We start from the raw sequence: 24,980 nt of genomic DNA, 5'->3' as shown, positions 1-24,980 counted from the left end.
CGGTTTATTTTGTTTTTAATCCTTGTTCCAATGTCTCGAGCATTTCGGTTTTGTCTGATTCAGTTGCGTGCTGCCAGATGACCTCGAACAACACACCCAACCCCGGAAGCATTTTTTCTTCACCGCTTTGGATCGCATCGACAATCGTATGCTCAAGCTCTTCTTGCGAGTTTCCTGATACATTGGCAATAACGGCATGGCGCAAATTCAAATCCATCATTTTTCACTCCATTTCATCATCTGATTTTCTATATTCTGCCTCGCTTTCGGGTTTATTATGTATCATTGATGAGATATAATGTGACTATTGCGAGACAAAAGGAGTCAAAACGATTTGAAACGAATTGAATCTGCCAAAAATCAAAAAGTGAAGGATTGGAAAAAACTTCACGCAAAAAAAGAGCGGACAAAAACCAATACTTTCTTAATAGAAGGCGAGCATCTCGTTGAGGAAGCGCTGAAGACACCGGGTGTTGTGAAAGAAATCATGGTCGCAGACGAAGCGGACTTCCCGGCTATGATTGATGAGTCTGTTGCCCGCTATATTTTGAGCGCCGATGCTTTTTTAGCGATTGCCGAAACGGAGACGCCTCAGGCTGTCGCCGCTGTATGCCGAATGCCCGAAAGCAGACCTTTTCAATACGAAAAGCTGCTGCTAGCGGATGCTGTGCAAGATCCGGGCAATTTAGGGACGATCATCCGGACGGCAGACGCGGCGGGGATCGATGCCGTTGTTATCGGGCAAGGGACTGTCGACCCATACAATGCCAAAACGCTCAGGTCAGCTCAAGGCTCGCATTTTCACATTCCGATTTTAAAATGCGAGCTTTCAGAGCTGATTGAAGAGCTGAAGGGAAAAAGCGTCCCGGTTTACGGCACAGCCTTGCAGGATGCCGTGCCATTTAGAGAAGCGGAGCCGTCACAGTCATTTGCGCTATTGATCGGAAACGAAGGATCTGGGGTCGACCCGGCACTCCTCGCACAGACTGACCAAAATCTGTACGTTCCGATCTACGGAAAAGCGGAGTCGCTGAATGTGGCGGCCGCAGCCGCGGTCCTTCTTTATCATCTCCGCGGATAACCGGTTGCACAGGACCATGTATTTCACTATAATGAATGTAATATGTTTAAAAACAGTGATAGAGGCTCCGTTTTTTCACATGCCGTCATTAAGGGAGAAAATGCCTTAGACTGCAAGCATTTTTATGACAGGCCGGAAAAACGCTTCACCTCTTGAGTTGTCACCGGGACCGCGTCTCTCAAGGGATGTGTAAAGGTGAACCGGATTCATTCCGTTATGCCAATGAAGTAAGCAGCAAAGCTTTTTTGCTTTGTTTTAAAAAAGGGTGGTACCACGGCCACAATTCGTCCCTTTCAATATGAAAGGGGCTTTTTTTATTGCCTAAAAAAACAGGTTGCTACATAAAAGGAGGAGTTTTTAAGATGCAGGAAGAGCTGAAACGGCTTGAGAAAGAAGCGGTTGAAAAAGTGGAAGCCGCTGGTTCATTAAAAGAAGTCAACGATGTCCGCGTTGCGTACCTGGGAAAAAAGGGACCGATCACAGAAGTGCTTCGGGGAATGGGAAAGCTGTCCGCTGAAGAAAGGCCGAAAATGGGCGCCTTGGCGAACGAAGTAAGAGAGAAAATCGCCGCGGCGATTGCTGAAAAAAATGCCCGCCTTGAGGAAGAAGAAGTGAAAAGGAAGCTGAAAGAGCAGACGATTGACGTGACGCTTCCGGGAAGCCCTGTGAAAACAGGAGCACGGCATCCGCTGACGATCGTTATTGAAGAAATCGAAGACTTGTTTATCAGCATGGGATATTCGGTGGAAGAGGGTCCTGAAGTGGAAACCGACTATTATAACTTCGAAGCGCTCAACCTTCCGAAAGAGCATCCGGCCCGCGATATGCAAGACAGCTTTTATATTACGGAAGATACGCTGATGAGAACGCAGACGTCTCCTGTTCAGACGCGCACGATGGAAAAGCATAAAGGCAAAGGCCCTGTCAAAATCATCTGCCCCGGCAAAGTGTACCGCCGCGACAACGATGATGCGACACACTCCCATCAGTTTATGCAGATTGAAGGGCTCTGCGTTGACCGCAATATCAGCATGAGCGACTTAAAAGGAACCCTTGAAACGGTCGCGAAAAAGATGTTCGGTGAAGAGCGCGAAATCAGACTGCGTCCAAGCTTCTTCCCGTTTACAGAGCCGTCTGTCGAAGTCGATGTTTCCTGCTTTAAATGCGGAGGCAAAGGCTGTTCCGTTTGTAAACAAACGGGCTGGATCGAAATTCTCGGCGCCGGAATGGTGCATCCGAACGTGCTCGAAATGGCCGGATTCGATTCCAAACAATATCAGGGATTTGCTTTTGGGATGGGTGTTGAACGGATCGCAATGCTGAAGTACGGCATTGACGATATTCGTCATTTCTATACGAACGATGTCAGATTTTTATCTCAATTTAAACAGGCTTAAAGAGGAGGACGCGTGATGTTTGTTTCATATAAATGGCTGCAAGAATACGTGGATTTAGACGGGATGACTCCCGAGATTCTCGCTGAAAAGATTACGAGAAGCGGAATTGAAGTGGAAGGCATCGAATATAAGGGAGAAGGAATGAAAGGCGTTGTCATCGGACATGTGCTGGAGCGCGAACAGCATCCGAACGCTGACAAATTAAACAAATGCCTCGTCGATATCGGCGAAGAAGAGCCTGTCCAGATCATCTGCGGGGCTCCGAACGTGGACAGAGGGCAAAAAGTAGCCGTCGCCACGGTTGGTGCGGTATTACCCGGCAATTTTAAAATCAAAAAAGCGAAGCTCCGCGGGGAAGCGTCTAACGGCATGATCTGCTCTTTGCAGGAGCTTGGCATTCAAGGCAAGCTTGTGCCGAAAGAATATGCGGAAGGCATCTTCGTCTTCCCGGGCGATGCTGAAACCGGTGCGGACGCCCTTCAAAGCCTGGCGCTCGACGATGCGGTTCTCGAGCTTGGATTGACGCCAAACCGCGCCGACGCCATGAACATGCTCGGCGTTGCCTATGAAGTGGCTGCGATTCTCGGCCGCGAAGTCAAGCTCCCTGAGACGGCTTATCAGGCAGGCGCCGAAAAAGCGGCGGACTATATTTCTGTCAAAATTGAAGATACAGAAGCCAATCCTTTATACGCGGCAAAAATTATTAAAGACGTCAAAATCGGCCCGTCTCCACTTTGGATGCAGACGAAGCTGATCAATGCCGGAATCAGACCGCACAACAATGTCGTCGATATTACGAACTTTGTGCTGCTCGAATACGGTCAGCCGCTGCACGCGTTTGATTATGACCGCTTCGGCTCAAAAGAGGTCGTCATCCGCAAAGCGTACGAAAACGAAACGATAACGACGCTCGACGAACAAGAAAGAACGCTGACGCTTGAGCATCTTGTCATCACAAACGGTTCTCTTCCGCAGGCTGTCGCAGGCGTAATGGGCGGAGCGGAAGCCGAAGTCCGCGAAGATACGGCGACAGTGCTGCTTGAGGCGGCGTATTTTAACGGCCAGACCGTTCGCAAAGCATCAAAAGACCTCGGTCTTCGCAGCGAATCAAGCGTCCGCTTTGAAAAAGGCATCGATCCTGCACGGGTGCGCCTCGCTGCGGAACGCGCGGCAGATTTGATCAGCCGGTATGCCGGAGGAACCGTCTTGGAAGGTACGGTTGAAGAAAACCATCTTGACATCAAAGAGAATGTCATCCGCCTTTCCGTTGATAAAGTGACGAAGGTTCTCGGCATGTCCATCAGCAAAGAAGAAATGGTCAGCATTTTTGAAAGGCTCGGCTTTGCCGTTGAAGACGCTGAACGTGAGCTGGTCGTGACGGTTCCATCAAGAAGAGGCGATATTGCAATTGAAGAAGACTTGATCGAAGAGGTCGCTAGACTGTACGGATATGATAACATTCCGTCGACACTGCCTGAAGTGACAGGCTTTGCGGGCGGACTGACACCTTATCAGGACAAGCGCAGAAAAGTAAGACGCTTCCTGGAAGGGGCAGGGCTTTCCCAGGCGATCACATACTCATTAACAAACGATAAAAAAGCGACGGCTTACGCATTGGAAAAATCGTTTAAAACGATCCTTTCGCTGCCGATGAGCGAGGAAAGAAGCATGCTGAGGCACAGCCTGCTCCCTAATTTGCTCGATTCGGTCGCATACAACTTGGCAAGGCAGGCCGATTCAGCTGCTTTTTATGAGATCGGTTCTGTTTTCTTGAAAGCCGAAGAATATACGAAACCGGTCGAAAAAGAACACGTCGCCGGAGCCGTGACAGGCCTGTGGCACAAAAACCTCTGGCAGGGCGAGAAAAAGCCGGTTGATTTCTTCGTCGTAAAAGGCATCGTCGAAGGTCTGTTGGAAAAGCTCGGAATCACTGAAGGCATCGAGTTCGCTCAATCTGAAAGAAAAGAGCTTCATCCTGGGCGGACGGCCAATATTTTGCACAACGGCTCATTAGTCGGCTTCATCGGCCAGCTGCATCCGTCAGTTGAAAAAGAGCTGGATCTGAGCGATACGTATGTGTTTGAGCTGGACCTCCACGAGCTCCTTCGATTGGATGTACCGGAGATCACGTATACACCGATTCCGAAGTATCCTTCTGTTACTCGGGATATCGCGCTTGTTGTAGACAAAGAAATAGCGGCCGGCCAGCTTGAGGACGTCATCAAAACAGCAGGCGGCAAATGGCTCAAAGAAGTCCATGTCTTTGACGTCTACGAAGGCGAGCACATGGAAGAAGGCAAGAAGTCCGTCGCCTTCAGCCTGCAATATTTAAATCCTGAACAAACATTGACCGAAGAAGAAGTGACAAAAGTTCACGACCAAGTGCTGAAGGCACTTGAGGATACGTATCAGGCTGTATTGAGAGGATAAAGAAAAACCGGTCCCCGATCATTCGGGAACCGGTTTTTTTGCATTGGAAAAATTGTCGGCCTATTGTAAGTTTTAATTATTTTAGGATGGCAAGAATATTTATGTAAAATATTTTAAATTAAGTTGTATCGAATTCTCATATGTTATTTAATGAGTCTATACGAAGGTAATCTATGCAAGAATATCGGAGAAAATAGATATGGCAATAGAAAATAAAAACAATATGAAAAAAGAAAAAGAGTATTTAATTTTTAGTGAGTTTTCTTTCTTTTCTAGACATAAATAGCACCAAAAAAATAACGAAATTAAAGAAAAAATGTTTAAATTTCTTAAAAAAGGAATAGAAAAAAGACTTTCAGTATCTTTTAAGCCAAATAGATAAAAGACAATAACTAAGACACTGCCTACAAGATTGAAATAGTAGGAAAGAACACCTTTTGAAAAAATGTTTTTAAAGGAATCCTTTGCTCCAAAAATCATAATAGCGAGCCAAATGATTAAAGTGAAAAATAAAAGCTCAAGAAGGGGTTTTATCGCTTCGCCAATTACTGCTATTGTAATGCCAATCCATTTACTGATAGTAATAAGATTTCCATATTCATCTTCGTTTAATTCATGTAAGCTAGCATCGATCTCATTCATTTTTAAAATGGAAACACATAAGGCTGCAGCTCCAGATAATAGACAAATACATATTAAGTTGAATTTAGTCTTCTTCATATTGAACTCCTTATTTTAGTAATATTACGTAGTATTCGACAATAGATGCTAAGATTAGAAGGCCTACTGCACTTATCATTATTATTGTGTACTCTTTTACTTTCGGCTTAATCATTAGGTTTATTTCAGACTTTTTTAGAAATCTTAAAAAACGGGAAGAAATATCAAGAGATATTACATAAAAAGCAAGAAGGGCAAGGATTTCAAAGGGGCCGTGAAATAAGAGATATTGTAGTGATTTCCAAAAACCTAAAGACTTCTCATATGAAAAGAAAATTGCCCCTGAGAAATAACCGTTTAAAAACACTACTACACTAGATAGGAAACCAACACTGATTAATCCAAGAAAGAAAATAGTTAGTCCTACAATTAAGTTATTTGTAAAAATCTCTAAAGCGTTGGATATTTTAAAGCTATCATAGTAAGTCTCGTGTATTTCTTGAAATACAAAAAAGCTAAGAGAAAAACCGAAACCAAAAATAATAATGAACAAAATAGAGTATTTAGCATAGGTATTCAAGGAATTTTTTTTCAAGGCTGGCTTCATTAAATGTCTCCCCGGCTAATTTTTTTTCAGTGTGGATAATATTTCCGTTATTAATAAATAATATCTCATCACAAAGATCTGCTGCAAACTGTAAGATATGCGTGGATAAAATAATAATTCTATTTTGATTTCTAATATTAATTAAAATCTTTTTCATATCCGCCATGTTTTTTGGATCAAGTCCTGTAAAAGGCTCATCAAGCAAGATAACATCAGGTTGATGCAAAGTGGAAAGAATAAAAGACATTCTTTGACGCATTCCTCTTGATAGCGAAGATGCCATTTGGTCTTTTTGTTCTTTTAGACTGAACATGTCTAAGGTTTCAATGATTTGTTCTTGGGATAATGGTTTTTCAATTAATAAAGATTGGTACTTGATTAATTCATAACACGTTAAATTCTCAAATAATTTTGGATCGTCTTCTAGGTATCCGATTTTCTCTAAATAATTGGTAAGATGTCCATCAACGACTACCTCACCGCTATCCGGAGGAATGAGGCCTGCAATAATTTCTAATAGGGTCGTTTTTCCTGCTCCGTTTTTACCGAGCAATCCAATAATCTGATTTCGCCCGCAAGCGAATTCTAAATTCTTCATGCTAAAATTGGATTGAGGATATTCTTTTGATATATTTTGCAGTTTAAGCATATAATCACTCACTCGAATAAAGATTTTATTGATATGTAATTTTTGTTGATTGTTGATTTCCATATTTGCTTGTTTATGGAGTGCAGCAGCGTTATGATACATAACAAAGTGATAAAAATAACAACATACAAAACTTTGTTGTAAGTTGAAACAATGGCTAACCCTATTAGTAATCCAAATACTAAATTAAGAAAGATTTTGCTTAAAGTACTGGGAACTTGATAAATGTAATCCCATTTAAAATATGGAAACAATATAGTTGAAGTGAGACAGCTTAACCCCAAAGTAACAGCTATCATCAATAAGATAATGGATAATGCAATAAAATGATCCGGTTTTATATAAAAATTTGAAATCGCAGCATAGATTAAAACAAATAACACATGTGCTAAGACAGAGATTTTGGTTTTTGCTTTTATTTTGTTTTTAATAAAGTTTGGCTTGTGCTGATTCAAAGGTATAATAAGACCATCAATATCAAAAGAAACCAATGATTGAATCATGATAGAGATAAAGACTAACGGGAACAGCACGCTGAACATAAAGCTGAATTCGTTGGAAATTCCAGTGTCTGCAAATCGATCAGTGTTAAAACCATACAAAATGATTGTTAGTAAACCTGCTGATAAACTTAAAATAAATAATAAAACCGACCACCTTACAGGCGGGTTCCTATATAGAAGGATCAGCTCGTAATATAGAAGGCTTCTGCTCTCTCTAGACTTCTTCAAATTTGTATCAGTCTTGCTATTTAAATGATCATTAAAAATGGAAAGGTTTCTTAAACTTTTATACCACACTATAATTAACAGGATTGTTAAAGATACCATTATTGGTATAGATATTGAAAAAATTCGCATATTATTGATGTTTAGAAATAACAAATTATATTTGAGTATAAAAAAGATCCAAAGAATTAAAATTCCATTTGTGAAAAAGCCAATAATGCTTGAGACATTTATGAATTTAGGCAATACTAATAGCCTTATAAAATGAAGTCTAAGCAAATATCCTAGTATAGCGGACAATAAACCAATCACAGCAATCGCGAAGATTTCTTCCAAAGACTGATGAATGAGATAATATACAATCGATGAACCAACATAAAAAGATATTAAAGATAAAAATGAACTATAAAATTTACTAATATCTTTTCCTAATATAAATTGATCCAATTTGATTCCCAGAATGGCCATTTGTTTTTTGTCAGAGGAAAACATAACTCTGAAAATACTTTTATCAATATTTACAGTAAGGATAAACAGAAAAAAAGAAAGATGAATGATGACTAGATTTTTAATGATGTACCCAGCAAAGCTGCCAATTATTAAAGGGAAAACAACGAATGACAATATCAATACGAATAATGCAAGCCATTTGCTTTTAGTATTAAATTTTCGAATGTCGTTGGTTAAAAGAATTTTTGAATAAATTAAGTATTTATTATTCATTGAAAACCATCCTGACTTAAATGTGGAGGAAAGGGCATTTTAAATAATACCCTTTCCTAAATTAAAACTTATTAGTAAGCGATAGCATATCTAATTCCGTATTTTTTTGCATAGGAAAAAACTAGGGATGCAATCGCTCCGAGTCCAAAAGTCCCTAGAACCGCTGCAATTGCTCCAACAGTGCCAGCAGCATTTAAGATGGCACTAATTGAAGTAAGAGCCCATCCCGGAATCTGAGGATAGGTTGCTGCTAGGTCTGCAATCGGTAAAACTGGTGCTGTTGTTGCGTATAACATTGTGAAAAATGTAAGTGTAAAAAGTAGACCTAAGGCTAAAGAAGCGTTGATGCGTTGTTTTTTAGAAATTGTCATATTTTCACCCCCTTTGTCTCTTGTAGGGCTATTATTACACTTATGGTTATTTTAGTAAATAGAACGAATTATCTATTCTATTTTTATTGATATATAAATCAAAAGTTTCTTTTTAGAAAGGAATTACAATCTCATTTTCTTATTTTTATTGGTTGAATATATCGAATATACTGTGTTTAGATAGAATGTTAGTAGTTTAATATAGTCTTGTTAGGGGGGGCGATATCTCCTCTGTATAGAACGAAATTCATGACTCAATTCTCAAGAATTCTGGAAAAAGGCATTTATAGCCCGCATATTAAAATCCTAGCCAAGGAAGAAGTGACAAAAGTTCACGACCAAGTGCTGAAGGCACTTGAAGATACGTATCAGGCTGTATTGATTCCGCTTCCCTGCTGCAGTATAACGTAAAACAGGGGTGACCGTATAAAAATCATATTCGCCTGTCATATGAAAAGACGGGACGACGATGTGTTTGCTTTGTTTCGCTTGAATGGCGGTCCCCTTGTCAAATGTATACGCCATGACGCCGTTTAGATCGGTGATCTTTTCAAGGGAAATATCTTTTGCGAGATTGTTTTTCAGCCGAACGTCCAAGGACGGTTTTGGATATCCTGCAGTATATTGACCGGCAGGCGACAGATCGCCGCTTCGAACATTGTGATGGTTTTGAAGGGTGATCTTTCCGATTTGAAATGCTTCTCTACACGTCCGTTAAAAGATATCAGCAGCTGATCCGCTTTTTCCGGTTTATCGCTTGAGACCCGGACATCTACGATGATGTTGACGAGCGTATAGCCTTTATGGCGAATCCCTGTTTCAACCTTGTAATCGCTGATTTGTATATGATTGTTATCAAAAGCGAGCGACGTAACCGTCTCACCGCTTAGCGGAACGCCGGCGTTTGCTTTTTGCAGGCCGAAAATGTTAAACGACATCGTCTCGTCTTCCATCATATAGCTGATGTAGTTTCGGGCAAAGAAAAGCCCGGTTTCTTTATTTTCGCTGGCCTCTGTAAAGTTCGCCTTGTTGAAGAAAATAAAGAGAGAAAATGCCAGAGCTGCGCATATGGAGAGCGTGATGATCCATTTTATTTTTGACATGGTGACTCCTTTCTGAGTCTGTCGATTTGTATGAGAAGGAATGCGGAGATATTCGCAATAGTCATCCATAGAGGTCTATGATTTCGCCATATAAAGAAGAGAAGGTTCAAACATTTCACAGCCGGTCAAAATTCAGCAGGGTGTCTGAATTTCAGTTTGCTTGAAAAAAGGTGTAAAATATATTAAAGATTAGCTCGATTAAGCTAATCTTTTTTATTTAGAAGAAAATATCCCAATTTAGAAAGTAAGTACAAAGTGAACACAATCATTAAAGTTCTTGAAATCACGATTCCATGAATGGCTAAGTCATATCCTGAAGGTATCAAAGCCTTTGTATTTAACATAAAATACATTGATATTATGAGAGCTGAAATAATTAAAAGAATGCCAAATGAACTTGATTTCTTCATCCAAATCCCCGCCTTATATCTTAGAAGTATCCAGAAACAAAGGAGTACACATTCAAAAGACATCTGGTGTGCAGTAAGCTGAAAATTGAGATAATTGAATATGGGCCATATTAAAAGACAATATCATGAAGCAATTCAGCCTAGCGCTTGATATCGCTTTGCCTCTGTTGGAACAATTAAAGCCCCTGTATAAGGGGCTTCAATTCTAAGTTTGTTTAATATACTACAATTAATTTGAATTTTCAATCCTTATTTTCCGTTTATTGTTAATATTCTGGTGGAATATGCGGGTTCAGTTGCAACGGACCCGCTTATCCAGCCTAGTCCGCACCGCTTACCGTTTCGACGCAATCCGCTTCGCTTTCTGCGTATTGGCAAAATGCCGCTTTGTGAATACCCGCAATGCGCCTTCGCCGTGTTTCTTGATCAGCTTGGCGCCGGCTTCATCGACGAGCGGGCCCGCTCCTTTCGGGAGCGTAATGCCGGCTTGTTTTGACAGCTTATCCATTTCCGTTAAAAATGAATAGCGTGCGATGATCGAAGCCGCTGCAACTGAAAGATGGATGCCTTCCGCTTTTGTGCTGAAATATGTACGTTCTTTGACGGCGGTTTTGCCTGCCAGATGCTTGAAGTAAACGGCCGGTTCGGCGAACTGATCGATTAAAATCGCTTCGGGCCGGGTTCCGTCCAATTTTTTGAGAAGGTTGCCGATCGCCTGGTTGTGGAGAAGGGCCTTCATTTTTCCCTGGCTCATCCCTTTTTCCTGCATTTCATTATACTTTTCGTTTCTCAAGACGAGCAGGCTGTAAGGGACTGTCTTGATTAAGTCGCGCGCGATCTGAACGATTTGCGGATCTTTTAAGTTTTTCGAATCTTTAACACCGAGTTCCTTTAACAGCGGCAGCTTTGTTTTGTCAGCGTATACGCACGCGACGGTGATCGGGCCGAAATAATCGCCTGTCCCGACTTCATCAGAGCCGATCACAGACATGGAACCGATGCCTTCAGGCGGCTGATAGACGGACGGGATGCTTTTTTTGGATGCGGGCTTTTTGGCAGCCGGTGTTTCAGTATCCGCCGCCCAGCGCTCCGCTTCCTTTTCCGCGTTTTTTCCTTGGAACAGCACCTTTCCCGACCGGTATGCTGTAATGGTGCACCCTTGGGGTTTGGCCTGGAAAACTGCGCCCTGCACCGAGAGTGAAGTCATGTGAGGCCCGTAGTGGCTTTGCATCCGTTCAATAACAGACGGGGGAACTTTTAAAACAGAATGTGACACATTTTAATCTCCTTTATTAGCTGCTTAAACACGCTAAATCATTGTTTTTATAAGTGTATCATAACAGCGGAGGGCTCGTCTTTCCATTCAATCTGTAAACATGTTATGATATAGACTAGGATTCTCGCATAATTGGAATGGAGGAGAAACGTTGTCTGATGGTCAAAAAACGAAAACAATAGTTGACATCTACGGTCAGCAATTCACAATTATCGGCGATGAGAGCAAGAGCCATATGAGGCACGTTGCCTCGATTGTGGATGATAAAATGAGAGAAATCAACGAAAAAAATCCGTATCTTGATATAAATAAACTGGCCGTTTTGACGGCTGTAAATGTGGTTCACGATTATTTGAAGCTGAAGGAAGAGCTTGAGAGATTAAAAGGACAAATTAAAGAAAAGGATTGAACATCACGATGTTAGATATCATCATTATCATTTTGCTTTTGTCCGGTTTGTTTATTGGACTCAAAAGAGGGTTTATCCGCCAGTTTATCCGTTTGGTTACGTTTATCGCAGCGATCGCTGTGGCCGCAACCTATTACGGCGACCTTGCGCCTAAGCTCGGCTGGATTCCGTCTCCCGACTTTACGGGCGGCCAGGCTGCGCTGGCGTTTGTAAACGGAAGCCTTGAAGGCGCTTATTACAATATGATTGCGTTTTTGATTCTCTTTATCCTGACGATGATCCTTTTGAGAATTGCCGCATCGTTTCTGGATGCCATTGCAAGCATACCGGTTCTCAAACAGATCAACCAAATACTCGGAGCCGTGCTCGGTTTTGCGGAAATCTATCTGTTCGTGTTTGTCGTTCTGTTCATCGGAACGCTTCTGCCGATTGATGTCCTGCAAAACATGATGGCCGGTTCAGTCATGGCTGATTTGATCATTCATAAAACACCGTTTTTATCAAACATGTTAAACAATCTGCTGCATCAGTACGGATCTTTGTAAAAACTTCTCTGTTTGTAGGGAAGTTTTTTTTCGGGGCTCTTGTGAACCCCGGAAGCTGTCGGATATGCCTGTTTGTTGTAGGATCAGCCAAAAATTTGTATGATTGAAGCAGGATGAACGAGGGGGAAACAAGAGGTGAACAACATGCATAAAAAAGATATCATCAAATTGCTTGAAACGATTGCGATATATATGGAACTAAAAGGGGACAACCCGTTTAAAATCTCCGCTTTCAGAAAGGCTGCGGCAGCTCTTGAACAAGACGACCGGAGCCTCTCGGAAATCGATGATATGACGTCCCTGTCCGGGATCGGCAAAGGCACATACGCTGTCATTAAGGAATATATGGACACGGGAGCATCCGGAACGCTGGAACGATTAAAGGAAGAGGTTCCGAAAGGACTTGTCCCGCTTTTGAAGCTTCCGGGTCTCGGCGGCAAAAAAATCGCCAAGCTGTATCAGGAGCTCGGCGTCTGTGATGCGGCATCTTTAAAAGAGGCCTGCGAACAGCAAAAGGTTCAGGGGCTTGCCGGATTCGGAAAAAAAACCGAAGAAAAAATCCTGCAGGCTTTGGGTGAAGCGGGAAAACGCCCTGAACGGTACCCGATCGCGGTCGCTTTGGCCGTCGCTGACATCATCGAAGAGCAGCTTGAAGGGCTCGAGGGTCTCATCAAGTTTTCGCGGGCCGGAAGCCTGCGTCGCGCCAAAGAAACGGTGAAAGACCTCGATTACATTATGGCTGTCACTGATCCGGAACTTGTTCGTGAAGGGCTCTTAAAGCTTTCGAACATCAAGGAAGTCATTGCCGCAGGAGATACGAAAGTGTCTCTCACATTTGCGTTTGAATATGAAATTAGTGCGGATTTCCGGCTGGTGACAGAGGAACAGTTCCCAACGACGCTTCATCATTTTACCGGATCAAAAGACCACAATATCAAAATGCGCCAGCTTGCCAAAGAAAAAGGCGAAAGAATCAGTGAATACGGCGTCGAAACCGTTGAAACTGGAGAAATTAAAACTTTCTCAAGCGAAAAAGAGTTTTTTGCCCATTTCGGGCTTCCGTTTATTCCGCCCGAACTGCGGGAGACGGGAAGAGAAGTCGAGGACTACAGCGATGACATCGGACTCGTTTCCGCCGAGGATATTCAAGGAGATCTTCATATGCACTCGGCTTGGAGCGACGGTGCTTTTTCGATCAGGGAAATGGCGGAAGCATGTATGGCAAAAGGGTACCGCTATATGGCGATCACAGACCATTCCCAATATTTAAAGGTCGCAGGCGGTTTGACGCCTGAGCGCCTCCGTATGCAGGCGAAGGAAATTGATGAACTGAATAAGGAATTTACCGATTTTCATATTTTTAAAGGCGTAGAAATGGACATCCTGCCTGACGGAACACTTGATTATGACGATGAGCTGCTGGCGGAAATGGATCTTGTCATTGCTTCCATTCACTCAAGCTTTTCGCAGCCGCAGCACGTGATCATGAAGCGGCTTGAAACCGCGCTGATGAATCAGCACGTTGACATTATCGCTCATCCGACCGGCCGTCTGATCGGAAGAAGGGCGGGTTATGAAGTCGATATTGACCAGCTGATCGAGCTTGCGAAAAAAACGAATACAGCATTGGAGCTGAACGCAAATCCAGCGCGGCTCGACCTCAGGATGGAACACTTGATGAAAGCGAATGCTGCCGGAGTGACACTCGTTATTAATACGGATGCCCACAACACAGCGATGCTTGATGATATGAAAACGGGCGTTACGGCAGCGAGAAAAGGATGGACGCCAAAGGCCAATGTATTAAATACCCGCTCCTTTGAAGAAGTCCAGGCATTTTTGTCGCGCCATCGATCTTAAGGAGGTTTAATGGACGTTGCAGCAAAAAGCGCTATCAGCACTTGAATTTCATAAAGTAAAAGAACAGCTCACAGAGCATGCGGCATCTTCTTTGGGTAAGGAAATGCTTTTGGAACTCAAACCTTCCCGTTCGCTCGAAGAAGTCAAAAAGCTGCAGGAAGAAGTCGATGAAGCAGGAACCGTCCTGCGTTTAAAAGGAAGCGCCCCTTTCGGCGGCCTTACGGACATTAGAAAAGCTTTAAGAAGGGCAGAAATCGGCAGCATTTTAAGCCCGGCGGAATTGACCGAAATATCGGGTCTGCTATACGCAGCAAAACAGATGAAGCACTTTCTCGAAGGCCTGTTCGAAGACGGGGTTGAGATTCCTTGTCTTCACCAATATGCAGAAAAGCTCATTCCGCTTTCCGAATTGGAAAGAGACATCAATTCGTGCATCGATGATCATGGAGAAGTGCTTGACCACGCATCTGAGACGTTAAGGGGAATCAGGACGCAGCTGCGGACGCTTGAATCAAGAATCAGGGACCGGCTGGAATCGATGCTGCGTTCTTCATCTGCGCAAAAAATGCTCTCGGATACGATCATCACGATACGCAACGACCGTTTTGTCATCCCTGTCAAACAGGAGTACAGATCAAGCTACGGAGGAATCGTGCACGATCAGTCGTCTTCCGGTGCGACATTGTTTATCGAGCCTCAGGCGATTGTTGATATGAACAATGCGCTTCGCCAGGCAAAAGTAAACGAAAAACAGGAGATTGAACGGATTTTGCGCGTCCTGACAGAAAAGACGGCAGAGCACACAAATGAACTTTTTCACGATGTCAAAGTGCTCCAGACGCTGGACTTTATTTTTGCAAAAGCAAAATACGCAAAAGCGACAAAAGCGGTTAAACCGGCTGTCAACGCTGACGGCTATGTCCGCCTGATTCAAGCCCGCCACCCGCTTTTGCCCCTGGATGAGGTCGTTCCGAATGATATTGAACTCGGCGGAGAGTATACGACAATTGTCATCACGGGCCCGAACACGGGCGGTAAAACGGTGACGCTCAAAACGCTCGGGCTTTTGACCATGATGGCGCAGTCAGGGTTGCACGTACCGGCGGAAGAAGGATCAGAGACCGCCATATTTGATCAAGTATTTGCCGATATCGGCGATGAACAGTCAATCGAACAAAGCTTAAGTACGTTCTCGTCCCATATGGTCAACATCGTCGATATTTTGAAAGACATGACGGAAAACAGCCTTGTGCTTTTTGACGAGCTCGGCGCCGGAACAGACCCGCAGGAAGGTGCGGCCCTAGCGATCAGCATCCTTGATGAGGTGTGCCAGACAGGCGCACGCGTCATTGCCACGACCCATTACCCGGAGCTGAAGGCATACGGCTACAATCGTGAAAATGTCATTAATGCGAGCGTCGAATTTGATATCGATACACTATCACCAACTTACAAGCTTTTAATCGGAGTGCCCGGCCGAAGCAATGCGTTCGAAATTTCGAAGCGCCTCGGGCTGCCTGATTATCTGATCGGCCGCGCAAAAGCGGAGATGACGGCCGAACACAATGAAGTTGATACGATGATCGCATCACTGGAAGACAGCAAAAAGCGCGCTGAAGCGGAGCTGAACGAGACCGAAGTCATCCGCGCGGAGGCTGAAGCCCTTCACCGCGACCTGCAACAGCAGATCAGCGAATGGCAGGAGAAAAAAGACAAGCTCTACGAAGAAGCGGAGCAAAAAGCGGCTGAAAAAGTCAAAGCAGCGATGAAAGAAGCAGACGAAATCATCCAGTCGCTCCGCATGATCAAAGAAGACCATAAAGCATTTAAAGACCATGAGCTAATTGAGGCGAAAAAGCGCCTTGAAGAAGCTGTGCCTTCGTTTGAAAAAGCGAAAAAGCCGGCTCAGAAAAAAACGGACAAGCGCGAATTAAAACCGGGCGATGAAGTCAAGGTTTTAACCTTTGGCCAAAAAGGGACGCTGCTCGAAAAAACAGGTGCGGCCGAATGGAATGTTCAAATCGGCATCCTGAAAATGAAGGTCAAGGAAAAGGATCTGGAATTCCTGAAATCGGCACCCGAACCCGAAAAACAAAAAACGATCGCCGCCGTCAAAGGGAAAGATTATCACGTCTCGCTCGAACTCGACCTTAGGGGGGAGCGCTATGAAAATGCGCTTCACCGGGTTGAAAAATACTTGGATGATGCGGTACTTGCGGGCTATCCGAGAGTCTCGATCATCCACGGCAAAGGTACCGGCGCCCTCCGAAAAGGCGTCCAGGACCTATTGAAATCCCACCGCAGTGTGAAAAACTCCCGGTTCGGCGAAGCGGGAGAGGGAGGATCAGGCGTCACGATTGTCGAATTAAAATAAAAAAGGGAGTCTAAAAGGATGAAAGAGTTTTGGGAGAACAACCTTGTGGAAATTGCCGCGTACTACAGCGTTTCCGTTTTGTGTCTTGTGATATTTTTATCTGTGTTTGAACTCGTCACCACGTATAAAAATTGGGAGGAGATTCAAAAAGGAAACATGGCGGTTGCGATGGCAACAGGCGGAAAAATTTTAGGCATCGCCAACGTGCTGCAAAAATCGATCAGCCAGCATAATTCCCTGCTGCAAATGATGGGATGGGGGCTGTTCGGTTTTATCCTGCTTTTGATCGGCTACTTCATTTTTGAATTTCTGACGCCGCGCTTTAAAATTGACAAGGAGATTGAAAACGACAACCGCGCAGTCGGCTTCATTTCATTCGTCATTTCAGTCGGCCTGTCATTTGTCGTGGCTTCGGGTATCTAAAGGGGATCAACATGGAGAAATTAGCGAAAGTCCTGTTTTTTACAGCTGGGGTATTTGTGGTTATCGGTCTGATTTATATGATCTTTTATGCTTAAAAAAGGTGTCCTGAAAAGGGCGCCTTTTTAAAAATGAAAAAATATCATGACTTTCTGAATATTGTTTTGATATACTGAAATCAAGAATATATTGTTTAAAAGGGGGGAGCTTATGCCGACTGAAAAACCGTGGCTGCGTCATTATCCCGAACAAATTCCTCACGAGCTGCAATTTGAAGATCAAACACTCCATTCCATCCTGCAACAATCCGCCCAACAGTTTTCTGAAAAAACAGCGATTCATTTTCTCGGAAAAAAACGTTCGTACCGGCAAGTTTACGAGGACGCTTTAAAAATGGCAGATTACCTGCTGTCACTCGGCATTCAAAAAGGAGACAGAGTCTCGATCATGCTGCCCAACTGCCCGCAGGCGGTTATCGCGTATTACGGCGTACTTTTCTCCGGCGGCATCGTCGTCCAGACAAATCCGCTGTATACGGAAAGGGAGCTTGAACATCTGCTTCATGACAGCGGGGCAACCACCATCATTACGCTCGACATGCTGTACCCGGCGGCATACAAAATGAAAGCGCTAACAAAAATTAGGCACATCATTGCGACAAGCATAAAAGATTACTTGCCTTTCCCTAAAAATCTGCTGTACCCGATTGTTCAAAAAAAAGAGAACCAAATGTCGGTTGAGATCAATGAAAATGAGACGACCCACCTTTTCCGCACCATCATGAAACGCCCCGTTCCAAGCGGTCCGCCGGGTATTGAAATCGATCCGGCCCACGACATTGCCGTCCTGCAGTATACCGGAGGCACGACAGGCACGCCAAAAGGCGTCATGCTCAGCCACCGCAACATACTAGCCAACATGGAGATGTGCGCCGCCTGGTTTTATCAATTGAACAAAGGGGACGAGAAAGTGCTGGGGATCGTTCCGTTTTTTCACGTCTACGGAATGACGGCCGTCTTGAATTTCACGATCAAGCAGGGGTATGAAATGATCCTGCTGCCGAGATTTGACGCGCGCACAGCGCTGAAAACGATCGATAAAGAAAAGCCGACGATATTTCCGGGGGCACCGACGATTTATATCGCCCTGTTGAACCATCCTGACCTTCACCAATATGATCTGTCGTCAATTAAGAGCTGTTTGAGCGGCTCTGCGGCACTTCCTGTTGAAGTCAAACAGCAGTTTGAAAAGGTGACGGGCGGAAGGCTTGTCGAAGGTTATGGAATGTCTGAAACCTCGCCTGTCACTCACGCGAATTTTATTTGGGATTTGAATAAAGCGGGCAGTATCGGGTGTCCTTGGCCTGGTACAGACGCGGCGATCTATTCGGAAGAAACCGGCGGTTTTCTCGAGCCTTATGAGCATGGAGAAATCGCCGTCAAAGGACCGCAGGTGATGAAAGGCTACTGGAACAATGCTGAAGAAACTGCTCAGAGTCTAAGGGACGGCTGGTTTTTTACCGGAGATATCGGCTACATGGATAAAGACGGCTTCTTTTATATCGTCGACCGCAAAAAAGATGTGATCATTGCCGGGGGATACAACATCTACCCGCGCGAAATCGAAGAGGTGCTCTACGAGCATGAAGCCGTTCAGGAGGCGGTCGTTGCCGGCATCCCTGATGAATACAGGGGAGAAACGGTTAAGGCTTTTGTTGTGCTGAAAGATCATGTTACAATAACGGAGAAGGAATTGGACGAATATGCCAGATCGCGTCTGGCTCCTTATAAAGTGCCGAAAGTATATGAGTTCAGGGATGAACTTCCGAAAACGGCAGTCGGAAAGATTTTAAGAAGAGCGCTCGTTCAAGAAGAAAAAACCGGCGTCTGAAAAAGCGAAGTCTGCCGTCGATTTTGACGGCATGCTTTTGTGGTGCGATTTGAGTTTAGCTTCTTGACAAAGCGTCCATTTTTATTTACGATTAACTCATGAATGAGTATTCATTCATTAATTTGAAAGGAACGAAGCCAATTGAAACAAAAGAGACCGAAGTATATGCAGATTATCGACGCAGCTGTCATTGTGATTGCAGAAAACGGATACCATCAGGCGCAAGTTTCAAAAATCGCCAAGCAGGCCGGAGTGGCGGACGGCACCATTTATCTTTATTTTAAAAACAAAGAAGACATTCTCATCTCATTATTCAAAGAGAAAATGGGACAGTTTATCGAGCAGATGAACGAAGAAATGAAAGCGAAAAATTCGGCGACAGAAAAGCTTTCGCTGTTCATCAAAAAGCACTTTGAACTTCTCAGCAGCGATCGCCATCTCGCGATTGTCACCCAGCTTGAGCTGAGGCAGTCGAATCTTGAGCTGAGGCTGAAAATCAATGAGATTCTCAAAGGGTACTTAACGATCCTGGAAGACATCATCACCGAAGGAAAAGAAGCGGGAGAATTTAAGAGCACGCTTGACGTCCGCCTGGCGAAGCAGATGATTTTCGGTACGGTGGATGAGACGGTTACAACCTGGGTGATGAATGATCAAAAATACGATCTGCCAAACCTGGCAGACAGCATTCATGAATTGCTGATCCACGGGTTCAGCAGCCAGAAGACGAAGGAGGAGGAATAAAAATGGCAGCATTATCATACGTCGTAGACGGCCATGTCGCGACCATTACGATTCAGCACCCGCCGGCAAATGCGCTATCGACGCAAGTGCTCGAAGATCTTTCCGCATGCCTTGATGAACTTTCAGAACGCCAGGATGTCAGAAGCGTCGTGATTCACGGGGAAGGAAGATTTTTCTCGGCAGGCGCTGATATTAAAGAGTTTACATCATTGATGGACGGGTCTGATTATGCGAATTTGGCTGATAAAGGCCAGCAGATTTTCGAAAAAGTAGAATCTTTTCCAAAACCGGTGATTGCCGCGATTCACGGGGCTGCTCTTGGAGGCGGTCTGGAGCTTGCGATGGCATGCCACATCCGGATTGCCGAGGAAAGCGCTAAGCTCGGCCTTCCAGAACTGAATCTCGGAATCATTCCCGGCTTTGCGGGAACGCAGCGCCTTCCGAAGTATGTGGGCACCGCCAAAGCGCTTGAAATGATCGGGACATCAGAGCCGATATCCGGCAAGGAAGCTTTTGAATACGGCCTTGTCACGATTTTGGCGGCGAATGAAGAAGAAGTGCTGCAAAAGGCACAAGAGCTCGCGCAAAAATTCGCTGAAAAAAGTCCGCAGACGATGGCTTATGTCATTGAACTCCTGAATTCGAGCAAAGTGTATTCGTATGAAGGCGGCCTCAAGCTAGAAGGGAAATACTTCGGCGAAGTGTTCCAATCCGAGGATGCGAAGGAAGGGATTCAGGCATTTCTTGAAAAGCGGAAGCCGCATTTTAAAGGGAAATAACAAACGTGAAAACAAAGGGGATGAATAGAACATGAACATTTATGTCTTAATGAAGCGCACGTTTGATACAGAGGAGAAAATTCAGATTGAACAAGGGGAAATCAACACGGACGGAGCGGAATTCATCATTAATCCGTACGATGAGTACGCCATTGAAGAAGCGCTTCAGCTGAAGGAGAAGCACGGCGGTGAAATTACGGTCGTCACAGTCGGCGAGGAGGAAGCTGAAAAAGAACTCAGGACGGCTCTGGCGATGGGGTGCGACAAAGCCGTTCTGATCAACATTGAAGACGACCTGGAAGAAGCGGACCAATATACGGCTTCAGCCATCCTTTACAACTATTTGAAAGACCGCGAGTACGACATTATACTCGGCGGGAATGTGGCGATCGACGGGGGATCAGGACAGGTGGCGCCTCGTTTGGCTGAGCTGCTCGGCATCCCTTGTATTACGACGATTACAAAGCTGACGGTAAACGGCGGAGATGTTGAAGCGGAACGCGACGCCGAGGGCGACCTTGAAGTGATCCAAACGTCGCTTCCAATCGTAGCGACTGCACAGCAGGGGTTAAACGAGCCGCGTTATCCATCTCTTCCGGGAATCATGAAGGCGAAGAAAAAGCCTCTCGAGGAGCTTGAGCTTGATGATCTGGATATCGACGAGGAAGACGTGGCCGCCAAAACAAAAACGATCGAACGATTCCTGCCTCCGAAAAAAGAAGCCGGGAAAATCCTTGAAGGGGAACCGGAGCAGCAGGCGGCAGACCTTGTATCACTGCTGAGAAGCGAAGCAAAGGTCGTTTGAAGCCGAAGGGAGAAAAAACACGGTCATTAAAATACAGGGGGAAATGGACATGAGCAAAAAAGTTATCGTATTGGGAGAGTTCAGGGACGGTTCGTTGAGAAATGTGACATTCGAAGCGATAGCCGCAGGAAAAACGGTTGCCCAAGGGGGAGAGGTGATCGGCGTTCTCTGCGGTGAAAGCGTTTCAAGTCATGCGGCAGAACTGATCCATTACGGCGCTGACAGAGTGCTTACAGCCGAAAACCCGCTCTTGAAAAACTATACGTCTGACGGCTATGTTCAAGCCTTTTTGCCAATCATTGAACGAGAGAATCCGGACGTGATGATTTTTGGCCATACGTCAATGGGAAAAGACTTGTCGCCGAAGCTTGCAGCTCGTATGGGAACAGGGCTGATATCGGATGCCGTCGACGTCGAAGTGGCCGGCGGAAACATCGTGTTTACAAGGCCGATTTATTCAGGCAAAGCGTTTGAGCGGATCATTTCCGAAGATGAAACGATTTTTGCAACGATCAGACCGAATAATATCGCTCCGCTTGACAAAGATGAGGCGCGGATAGGAGCGGTCGAAAGCATCGAAGCAGATATTCGGGACATCAGAACGGTCATCAAGGACATTGTCAAAAAAACGTCCGAAGGCGTCGATTTGTCTGAAGCGAAAATGATTGTAGCAGGCGGTCGCGGCGTCAAAAGCGAGGAAGGCTTTAAACCGCTGCAGGAGCTTGCCGACGTACTGGGCGGCGCGGTCGGCGCTTCAAGGGGAGCCTGTGACGCAGACTACTGCGACTATTCGCTTCAAATCGGCCAGACCGGCAAAGTCGTGACACCTGACTTATATATCGCCTGCGGCATTTCAGGAGCGATTCAGCACCTCGCAGGGATGTCAAACAGCAAAATCATCGTTGCCATTAATAAAGATCCGGAAGCTGATATCTTTAAAATTGCCGACTACGGGATCGTCGGCGACTTATTTGAAATCGTTCCGCTGCTCACGGAGGAATTTAAAAAGCTGAGCGTCAGCACTTGATCAAAAGCCGGCCTGAAGTGGCCGGCTTTTTACATAGGCACATTTCCGCCTTCTGCAAAATAACATGGGATATGGACATTTTCAGAAAGGCTAAAATCCCGATGTGTAAAACTGTGCAGATAGGGAAACGTATAATCAAGCATTATGTTAGCGTGAACCAAAGGGAGATGCTATACTAAAAAGCATAATTTCACAATTGGAGGAATGAAAGAATGGCTATCGTAAAAGCAACTGATCAAACATTCTCATCTGAAACAAGTGAAGGCGTAGTTCTTGCCGACTTCTGGGCTCCTTGGTGCGGACCTTGTAAAATGATCGCGCCGGTACTTGAAGAGCTTGATCAAGAAATGGGAGACAAACTGAAAATCGTAAAAATCGATGTTGACGAAAACCAAGAAACTGCCGGCAAATACGGCGTGATGAGCATTCCGACTCTCCTCGTACTAAAAGACGGCGAAGTGGTCGAAACATCTGTCGGCTTTAAACCGAAAGAAGCGCTTGAAGAACTGGTCAACAAACATTTGTAAAATAGAAACCTGTGAAAAAGGCGATTCCAAAGGGATCGCTTTTTTCTTACAAACCGCCATCTTCCTTCTCCAATTGTGGCGAACGTACGGTCGGTCATGGTAAACTGAAATAAAGGAAAAACGCCGAAACAAGGAAGGATTTTTGATGAACAAAAAAATCAAAGAAAAGCTGGCCCTTCTCCCGGATCAGCCTGGCTGCTACTTAATGAAAGACAGGCAGGATACCGTCATCTACGTCGGGAAAGCGAAAATCTTAAAAAACAGGGTCCGCTCTTATTTCAGCGGGTCCCATGATGCCAAAACACAGCGTCTTGTCAGTGAAATTGAAGACTTCGAATACATTGTCACATCCTCGAACATCGAAGCGCTCATTCTTGAAATGAATTTAATCAAAAAGTACGACCCGAAATATAACGTGATGCTGAAAGATGATAAAAGCTACCCGTTCATTAAAATCACGAACGAGCGGCATCCGAAGCTGATTGTCACGAGGAAGGTCAAAAAAGACAAAGGCCGCTATTTCGGACCGTACCCCAATGTCCAGGCTGCGAGGGAAACAAAAAAGCTGCTGGACCGCCTCTATCCGCTCAGAAAGTGCGCCAAACTGCCGGACCGCGTCTGTTTGTACTATCATCTCGGGCAATGTCTGGCGCCGTGCGTATATGATGTGTCTGAGGAGACAAACAGACAGCTCACAGAAGAAATTACCCGCTTTTTAAAGGGCGGCTACAATGAAGTCAAGAAAGAACTTGAAGCAAAAATGCTTGAAGCCTCGGAAAACCTGCAGTTTGAACGGGCGAAAGAATTCCGCGATCAAATTGCCCATATCGAGTCAACGATGGAAAAACAGAAAATGATGCTGAATGACATGGTTGACCGCGATGTATTTGCCTATTCGTATAACAAGGGCTGGATGTGCGTCCAGGTCTTCTTCATCAGACAGGGGAAATTGATTGAAAGGGATGTCAGCATGTTTCCTTTATACAGGGAAGCAGACGAGGAATTTTTGACGTTTATCGGGCAATTTTACTCAAAAAACAACCATTTTCTTCCGAGGGAAATTTTGGTTCCTGACAGCGTCGATAAGGACATGATTGAGGAGCTTTTGGACGTGAACGTGCGCCAGCCGAAAAGAGGAGCGAAAAAAGACCTGCTGCTCCTTGCCCATAAAAATGCAAAGCTCGCTTTGAAAGAGAAGTTTTCGCTCATTGAACGGGATGAAGAGCGGACGATCGGCGCGATTGAAAAGCTCGGCAAAGCGCTGGGCATCTACACGCCGTACAGAATTGAAGCGTTTGATAATTCAAATATTCAAGGAACGGACCCTGTTTCAGCCATGGTCGTCTTTCTCGACGGAAAACCGCATAAAAAAGAGTACCGAAAATATAAGATCAAGACGGTTGAAGGTCCTGACGACTACGGATCAATGCGCGAAGTCATCAGAAGAAGATATACAAGGGTGCTGAAAGAGAATCTGCCGCTGCCTGATTTAATTTTGATCGACGGCGGAAAAGGCCAGGTGTCTGCTGCCCTTGACGTTCTGGAAAATGAATTGGGTCTCGATGTCCCTGTTGCAGGTCTGGTGAAAGACGATAAACACAGAACATCCAACCTTTTGATCGGTGATCCCCTTGAGATCGTGCAGCTTGAGCGGAACAGCCAGGAATTTTACCTGCTTCAGCGCATTCAGGATGAAGTGCACAGGTTTGCGATCAGCTTCCACAGGCAGCTCAGAGGAAAAAGCGCATTTCAATCGGTGCTCGATGGCATACCGGGCGTCGGTGAACAGCGGAAAAAACTGCTGTTAAAACATTTCGGTTCCGTTAAGAAAATGAAGGAAGCGAGCGCCGAAGATATCCGCAAGCTCGGCATTCCCCTGAAGACGGCGCAGCTGATTGAAGAGGCTTTAAAAAAATAATGTTGAACTTTTAAAAAGAATCTGATAGAATTTGTACTAATTTCATAATAAGATCGTGTGATATGGTGAAGATAGAGGTGCGAACTTCAAGAGTAGGCTTGATGAGGAAGATGGATTCCGATGAAGAAAGCCGAAAGGGGAGCGTCGCCGAAGCGGGGAAAAATCCATTCGTTTTTCCTGCTGGCTTTACATTGAATAAATGTAAGGCTGTCAAGAAATCATTTCTTGGAGGGCTATCTCGTTGTTT

24 protein-coding genes, 1 pseudogene and 1 riboswitch are annotated in these 24,980 nt (G+C 44.7%); of the genes and pseudogenes, 16 read left to right on the top strand and 9 right to left on the bottom strand.

What is annotated here, in order from left to right:
- Positions 1-4: 4 nt before the first annotated feature.
- A complete protein-coding gene (gene sspI, locus BTA31_RS16310) occupies positions 5-217 on the bottom strand; it encodes a small acid-soluble spore protein SspI (protein WP_023855460.1) in 213 nt (70 codons plus the stop codon).
- A 117-nt stretch (positions 218-334) separates the two neighbouring features.
- On the opposite strand from sspI, the gene BTA31_RS16305 reads away from it, so the two are divergent.
- The 3 genes from BTA31_RS16305 to pheT all read left to right on the top strand — a co-directional run bounded on the left by BTA31_RS16305 (position 335) and on the right by pheT (position 4,908).
- Positions 335-1,081, top strand: coding sequence for a TrmH family RNA methyltransferase (locus tag BTA31_RS16305; RefSeq protein ID WP_076793189.1), 747 nt, complete (start codon positions 335-337; stop codon positions 1,079-1,081).
- A 362-nt stretch (positions 1,082-1,443) separates the two neighbouring features.
- A complete protein-coding gene (gene pheS, locus BTA31_RS16300) occupies positions 1,444-2,478 on the top strand; it encodes a phenylalanine--tRNA ligase subunit alpha (protein WP_076793188.1) in 1,035 nt (344 codons plus the stop codon).
- 15 nt (positions 2,479-2,493) lie between these two features.
- The gene (gene pheT, locus BTA31_RS16295; RefSeq protein WP_076793187.1) at positions 2,494-4,908 is read left to right on the top strand and encodes a phenylalanine--tRNA ligase subunit beta; all 2,415 of its coding nucleotides are present in this window, start codon (positions 2,494-2,496) and stop codon (positions 4,906-4,908) included.
- Between the two features lie 171 nt (positions 4,909-5,079).
- Here the strand turns inward: pheT and BTA31_RS16290 are convergent, their stop codons facing one another.
- The 5 genes from BTA31_RS16290 to BTA31_RS16270 all read right to left on the bottom strand — a co-directional run bounded on the left by BTA31_RS16290 (position 5,080) and on the right by BTA31_RS16270 (position 8,646).
- Complete coding sequence (locus BTA31_RS16290) at positions 5,080-5,628, bottom strand: hypothetical protein (RefSeq protein ID WP_076793186.1); 549 nt, start codon at positions 5,626-5,628, stop codon at positions 5,080-5,082.
- Between the two features lie 10 nt (positions 5,629-5,638).
- Positions 5,639-6,175 carry a stage II sporulation protein M gene (locus BTA31_RS16285; RefSeq protein WP_003184221.1) on the bottom strand — a complete coding sequence of 179 codons (537 nt, stop codon included), beginning with the start codon at positions 6,173-6,175 and terminating at the stop codon, positions 5,639-5,641.
- Complete coding sequence (locus BTA31_RS16280; RefSeq protein ID WP_009329341.1) at positions 6,132-6,824, bottom strand: ABC transporter ATP-binding protein; 693 nt, start codon at positions 6,822-6,824, stop codon at positions 6,132-6,134. Before BTA31_RS16280 ends, BTA31_RS16285 begins: the two co-directional genes overlap by 44 nt.
- A gap of 8 nt (positions 6,825-6,832) precedes the next feature.
- Positions 6,833-8,275 (bottom strand): hypothetical protein, encoded by a 1,443-nt coding sequence (locus tag BTA31_RS16275; RefSeq protein WP_076793185.1) that lies wholly within the window; start codon positions 8,273-8,275, stop codon positions 6,833-6,835.
- A gap of 71 nt (positions 8,276-8,346) precedes the next feature.
- The gene (locus tag BTA31_RS16270) at positions 8,347-8,646 is read right to left on the bottom strand and encodes a hypothetical protein (RefSeq protein WP_003184214.1); all 300 of its coding nucleotides are present in this window, start codon (positions 8,644-8,646) and stop codon (positions 8,347-8,349) included.
- A 306-nt stretch (positions 8,647-8,952) separates the two neighbouring features.
- On the opposite strand from BTA31_RS16270, the pseudogene BTA31_RS23730 reads away from it, so the two are divergent.
- Positions 8,953-9,057: pseudogene (locus tag BTA31_RS23730) on the top strand (hypothetical protein); the annotation flags it as partial.
- Positions 9,058-9,227: 170 nt separating this feature from the next.
- On the opposite strand, the gene BTA31_RS16265 reads toward BTA31_RS23730, so the two are convergent.
- From BTA31_RS16265 to rnhC, 3 genes are all read right to left on the bottom strand, one after another.
- Positions 9,228-9,749, bottom strand: coding sequence for a hypothetical protein (locus BTA31_RS16265; RefSeq protein WP_239693224.1), 522 nt, complete (start codon positions 9,747-9,749; stop codon positions 9,228-9,230).
- A gap of 203 nt (positions 9,750-9,952) precedes the next feature.
- Positions 9,953-10,159 carry a hypothetical protein gene (locus tag BTA31_RS23665; protein WP_076793184.1) on the bottom strand — a complete coding sequence of 69 codons (207 nt, stop codon included), beginning with the start codon at positions 10,157-10,159 and terminating at the stop codon, positions 9,953-9,955.
- Positions 10,160-10,493: 334 nt separating this feature from the next.
- On the bottom strand, positions 10,494-11,435 hold the full coding sequence (gene rnhC, locus BTA31_RS16255; protein WP_076793183.1) for a ribonuclease HIII: 942 nt from the start codon (positions 11,433-11,435) through the stop codon (positions 10,494-10,496).
- A gap of 151 nt (positions 11,436-11,586) precedes the next feature.
- On the opposite strand from rnhC, the gene zapA reads away from it, so the two are divergent.
- The 12 genes from zapA (at position 11,587) to uvrC (ending at position 24,733) form a co-directional block, all read left to right on the top strand.
- A complete protein-coding gene (gene zapA / locus BTA31_RS16250; protein ID WP_043926621.1) occupies positions 11,587-11,844 on the top strand; it encodes a cell division protein ZapA in 258 nt (85 codons plus the stop codon).
- A gap of 8 nt (positions 11,845-11,852) precedes the next feature.
- On the top strand, positions 11,853-12,389 hold the full coding sequence (locus BTA31_RS16245) for a CvpA family protein (RefSeq protein WP_076793182.1): 537 nt from the start codon (positions 11,853-11,855) through the stop codon (positions 12,387-12,389).
- Positions 12,390-12,533: 144 nt separating this feature from the next.
- Positions 12,534-14,249: a DNA polymerase/3'-5' exonuclease PolX gene (gene polX / locus BTA31_RS16240; protein ID WP_076793181.1), complete on the top strand. Its 1,716-nt coding sequence runs from the start codon at positions 12,534-12,536 to the stop codon at positions 14,247-14,249.
- Positions 14,250-14,265: 16 nt separating this feature from the next.
- Positions 14,266-16,623 carry an endonuclease MutS2 gene (locus BTA31_RS16235; RefSeq protein ID WP_076793180.1) on the top strand — a complete coding sequence of 786 codons (2,358 nt, stop codon included), beginning with the start codon at positions 14,266-14,268 and terminating at the stop codon, positions 16,621-16,623.
- 18 nt (positions 16,624-16,641) lie between these two features.
- Positions 16,642-17,046 (top strand): DUF350 domain-containing protein, encoded by a 405-nt coding sequence (locus BTA31_RS16230; RefSeq protein ID WP_003184198.1) that lies wholly within the window; start codon positions 16,642-16,644, stop codon positions 17,044-17,046.
- A 207-nt stretch (positions 17,047-17,253) separates the two neighbouring features.
- Positions 17,254-18,933 (top strand): AMP-binding protein, encoded by a 1,680-nt coding sequence (locus tag BTA31_RS16225; protein ID WP_076793179.1) that lies wholly within the window; start codon positions 17,254-17,256, stop codon positions 18,931-18,933.
- Between the two features lie 141 nt (positions 18,934-19,074).
- Positions 19,075-19,677, top strand: a complete 603-nt coding sequence (locus BTA31_RS16220; RefSeq protein WP_076793178.1) for a TetR/AcrR family transcriptional regulator — start codon at positions 19,075-19,077, stop codon at positions 19,675-19,677.
- Between the two features lie 2 nt (positions 19,678-19,679).
- Positions 19,680-20,456: an enoyl-CoA hydratase gene (locus BTA31_RS16215; protein WP_076793177.1), complete on the top strand. Its 777-nt coding sequence runs from the start codon at positions 19,680-19,682 to the stop codon at positions 20,454-20,456.
- 31 nt (positions 20,457-20,487) lie between these two features.
- Positions 20,488-21,261, top strand: a complete 774-nt coding sequence (locus BTA31_RS16210) for an electron transfer flavoprotein subunit beta/FixA family protein (protein ID WP_076793176.1) — start codon at positions 20,488-20,490, stop codon at positions 21,259-21,261.
- Positions 21,262-21,310: 49 nt separating this feature from the next.
- The gene (locus BTA31_RS16205; RefSeq protein WP_076793175.1) at positions 21,311-22,288 is read left to right on the top strand and encodes an electron transfer flavoprotein subunit alpha/FixB family protein; all 978 of its coding nucleotides are present in this window, start codon (positions 21,311-21,313) and stop codon (positions 22,286-22,288) included.
- A 212-nt stretch (positions 22,289-22,500) separates the two neighbouring features.
- On the top strand, positions 22,501-22,815 hold the full coding sequence (gene trxA, locus BTA31_RS16195; protein WP_003184189.1) for a thioredoxin: 315 nt from the start codon (positions 22,501-22,503) through the stop codon (positions 22,813-22,815).
- A 145-nt stretch (positions 22,816-22,960) separates the two neighbouring features.
- Complete coding sequence (gene uvrC, locus BTA31_RS16190; protein ID WP_076793174.1) at positions 22,961-24,733, top strand: excinuclease ABC subunit UvrC; 1,773 nt, start codon at positions 22,961-22,963, stop codon at positions 24,731-24,733.
- 64 nt (positions 24,734-24,797) lie between these two features.
- Positions 24,798-24,977, top strand: a riboswitch (Lysine riboswitch).
- The last annotated feature ends 3 nt before the right edge of the window (positions 24,978-24,980 follow it).

It is taken from the genome of Bacillus haynesii (genome assembly GCF_001969855.1).
Classification (GTDB): Bacteria; Bacillota; Bacilli; order Bacillales; family Bacillaceae; genus Bacillus; species Bacillus haynesii.
This window is presented reverse-complemented; position numbering and strand designations above follow the sequence as displayed.

What these genes read in the sequence shown, in the direction of transcription:
- BTA31_RS16245 (WP_076793182.1), top strand. Translation starts at nt 11,853, where the DNA reads ATGTTAGATATCATCATTATCATTTTGCTTTTGTCCGGTTTGTTTATT.
- BTA31_RS16290 (WP_076793186.1), bottom strand. Translation starts at nt 5,628, where the DNA reads ATGAAGAAGACTAAATTCAACTTAATATGTATTTGTCTATTATCTGGA.
- BTA31_RS16275 (WP_076793185.1), bottom strand. Translation starts at nt 8,275, where the DNA reads ATGAATAATAAATACTTAATTTATTCAAAAATTCTTTTAACCAACGAC.
- BTA31_RS16205 (WP_076793175.1), top strand. Translation starts at nt 21,311, where the DNA reads ATGAGCAAAAAAGTTATCGTATTGGGAGAGTTCAGGGACGGTTCGTTG.
- BTA31_RS16225 (WP_076793179.1), top strand. Translation starts at nt 17,254, where the DNA reads ATGCCGACTGAAAAACCGTGGCTGCGTCATTATCCCGAACAAATTCCT.
- BTA31_RS16215 (WP_076793177.1), top strand. Translation starts at nt 19,680, where the DNA reads ATGGCAGCATTATCATACGTCGTAGACGGCCATGTCGCGACCATTACG.
- BTA31_RS16210 (WP_076793176.1), top strand. Translation starts at nt 20,488, where the DNA reads ATGAACATTTATGTCTTAATGAAGCGCACGTTTGATACAGAGGAGAAA.
- BTA31_RS16280 (WP_009329341.1), bottom strand. Translation starts at nt 6,824, where the DNA reads ATGCTTAAACTGCAAAATATATCAAAAGAATATCCTCAATCCAATTTT.
- sspI (WP_023855460.1), bottom strand. Translation starts at nt 217, where the DNA reads ATGGATTTGAATTTGCGCCATGCCGTTATTGCCAATGTATCAGGAAAC.
- trxA (WP_003184189.1), top strand. Translation starts at nt 22,501, where the DNA reads ATGGCTATCGTAAAAGCAACTGATCAAACATTCTCATCTGAAACAAGT.
- uvrC (WP_076793174.1), top strand. Translation starts at nt 22,961, where the DNA reads ATGAACAAAAAAATCAAAGAAAAGCTGGCCCTTCTCCCGGATCAGCCT.
- BTA31_RS16230 (WP_003184198.1), top strand. Translation starts at nt 16,642, where the DNA reads ATGAAAGAGTTTTGGGAGAACAACCTTGTGGAAATTGCCGCGTACTAC.
- polX (WP_076793181.1), top strand. Translation starts at nt 12,534, where the DNA reads ATGCATAAAAAAGATATCATCAAATTGCTTGAAACGATTGCGATATAT.
- pheT (WP_076793187.1), top strand. Translation starts at nt 2,494, where the DNA reads ATGTTTGTTTCATATAAATGGCTGCAAGAATACGTGGATTTAGACGGG.
- BTA31_RS16265 (WP_239693224.1), bottom strand. Translation starts at nt 9,749, where the DNA reads ATGTCAAAAATAAAATGGATCATCACGCTCTCCATATGCGCAGCTCTG.
- BTA31_RS23665 (WP_076793184.1), bottom strand. Translation starts at nt 10,159, where the DNA reads ATGAAGAAATCAAGTTCATTTGGCATTCTTTTAATTATTTCAGCTCTC.
- BTA31_RS16285 (WP_003184221.1), bottom strand. Translation starts at nt 6,175, where the DNA reads ATGAAGCCAGCCTTGAAAAAAAATTCCTTGAATACCTATGCTAAATAC.
- BTA31_RS16270 (WP_003184214.1), bottom strand. Translation starts at nt 8,646, where the DNA reads ATGACAATTTCTAAAAAACAACGCATCAACGCTTCTTTAGCCTTAGGT.
- pheS (WP_076793188.1), top strand. Translation starts at nt 1,444, where the DNA reads ATGCAGGAAGAGCTGAAACGGCTTGAGAAAGAAGCGGTTGAAAAAGTG.